The following is a 1,806-nucleotide window of genomic DNA, read 5'->3' as shown; positions in this document are numbered from 1 at the left end:
CTGATAACTCAAATAACCCGATGAACTGCTATTTATATTGGGAACGAGTAGTGCGGTTTATGGATAACAACCAACCACTGCCTGATGTGCCTGAGTATGAAAACTGCCGCCACCTTGATGAACTCACCGCTGAATTTGATAAGCAAAATGACAGACCCAATAATTTTTGGAGCGACTTTTCGCTTGCTCAACAAGTCGAAATTTGGCAAAAATTCAATAAAGAGGCTGCGCATTTTAATTGGCTCAGAGCGACACCTAACAAAGAAATAACCAAACCTTGGCTGCATTTTAAAGGTGAGCCTGAGCGTATCGAAAAACTAACATGGAAATACAAAGCAAAGCGCTTAGCACTGCAGTTGTTTATGGGAATACCTTGAACATCTTATAATTAGAATAGGAGTTAAAATGGGTGTCTAGCTTATTTCCAATGACGTCGAAGATGCAAAAAATATGCAGAAATAATACAATTAAAAATGTCACGTTACACAAAGCATAGAGTATTTAAACAACCCCCCCAATTCCCCCATATTAGTAGATGCGATATGGATGCTTCAGCCTGCACGAACAGGGTGGCAAGCAGAAATAAATTACAATGCATTTTTGACTGAATTTGGTTTGCAGCCAGGCGACCAGATAGAACTCAAACTAGAAGCCACGGTGTACCCCAGTGGTAAAGGTCAACCAACAATTCAAGGGTTTAATAGTATTTATGGCTTACCAATCGAATATTACAAAGCAGGTGAAAAGCCTGGGTTCTTTTCTTGGGGCGATGAGCGCAAGTATAGCCACCGCATTGGCCAAGTAATCAGCCAAGCCATTGTTAAGTTATAAAAAGCTAAGTTATAAAAAATTTACAAGAAGTACAGCAAATAAAGGAGTAATAATGAGCGAAAATCAATTAGATCATGAAAAAATAAAAAAAGAAATGTTAGAAGAAAGAAAGCGCGAAGATCAAGATCGCGAAGACTGGATGCGTGCAAACCCAGAAGAAGTCGATAGGCGCTATTATGAGCACGTAGCAAAGTTTGTTGCTGAGGATGAAGAAAAAAGGCCAGAAAGAATTAGGAAGCTAGAAGAATGGAAACAACTTAACCCGAGAAAAAAACCACTTAATGCAAAAGATAAAAACATTCAACGATTAGCACTTGATGAAAGCTATGCTGAAAGAAGAGATCGAAAAAGTAAAGAAGAAAAAGATCCAGAAATAGAGAAAGCAGAGAGAACTAAGCAAAGAAATGACTCGATTTATCGGGCTAACTCCACTAAGTACAGAGAAAGGCTGCCAAGAGATTATTTGCATAAAGACAGTTATGAGGCGCGATTAAAAAAAGCCGAAGCACTCAATGGCTGCGGGTTTAAAACCCGTACGTTTAAAAGTAAGCGTTTTACTGATGAATATACAGCAAAGCTTTCATCCCCAGATAGTGGCTCAACGCTTGAGGGGCACTGGGTTCGCACTGATGGGCAGCAACTTGCTATTTCATGGTTTGGAGGATGGTCAAACTTATTTACTATTCTTGGCTTTGGTTGTACGAGCCTGGCTTTATTGACTTTCTTATTTCATATTTTTGCGATTTTTATGAACGGGTTTGAATATTTCTGGGTGATGGCTTCAATCTATGTAACGCTCTTTGGTTTGGGTTTTTTCACTTTAAAACACCGCGCCATATTATCGCACCGAGATAAGTTTTATTTTAATCGCCATACCGGGCTTGTAAAAACCCCTCATACTTTGTTTAGAAAACCGTTTTATTTACCTTACGAAGACATTGTTTGTTTTGGTGCAAATGAGCGCAATGTAGGCTC

General features: G+C 39.1%; 2 protein-coding genes and 1 pseudogene. All 3 read left to right on the top strand.

Translation table 11 applies throughout. From position 1 onward, the window contains the following. Nucleotides 1-377: pseudogene (locus tag H5201_RS22355) on the top strand (hypothetical protein); the annotation flags it as partial. A gap of 169 nt (nt 378-546) precedes the next feature. Beyond that, on the top strand, nt 547-831 hold the full coding sequence (locus H5201_RS22350) for a hypothetical protein (RefSeq protein ID WP_182785437.1): 285 nt from the start codon (nt 547-549) through the stop codon (nt 829-831). Nucleotides 832-883: 52 nt separating this feature from the next. Then, the coding region (locus tag H5201_RS22345) for a hypothetical protein (protein WP_182785436.1) at nt 884-1,806 on the top strand (923 nt) is incomplete at its 3' end.

The organism is Pseudoalteromonas sp. SG43-6 (assembly GCF_014164365.1).
GTDB classification, from domain to species: domain Bacteria; phylum Pseudomonadota; class Gammaproteobacteria; order Enterobacterales; family Alteromonadaceae; genus Pseudoalteromonas; species Pseudoalteromonas rhizosphaerae.
This window is presented reverse-complemented; position numbering and strand designations above follow the sequence as displayed.

Bases quoted from the DNA above. Each gene is read 5' to 3' on its own strand.
- H5201_RS22350 (WP_182785437.1), top strand. From the start codon at position 547: ATGCTTCAGCCTGCACGAACAGGGTGGCAAGCAGAAATAAATTACAAT.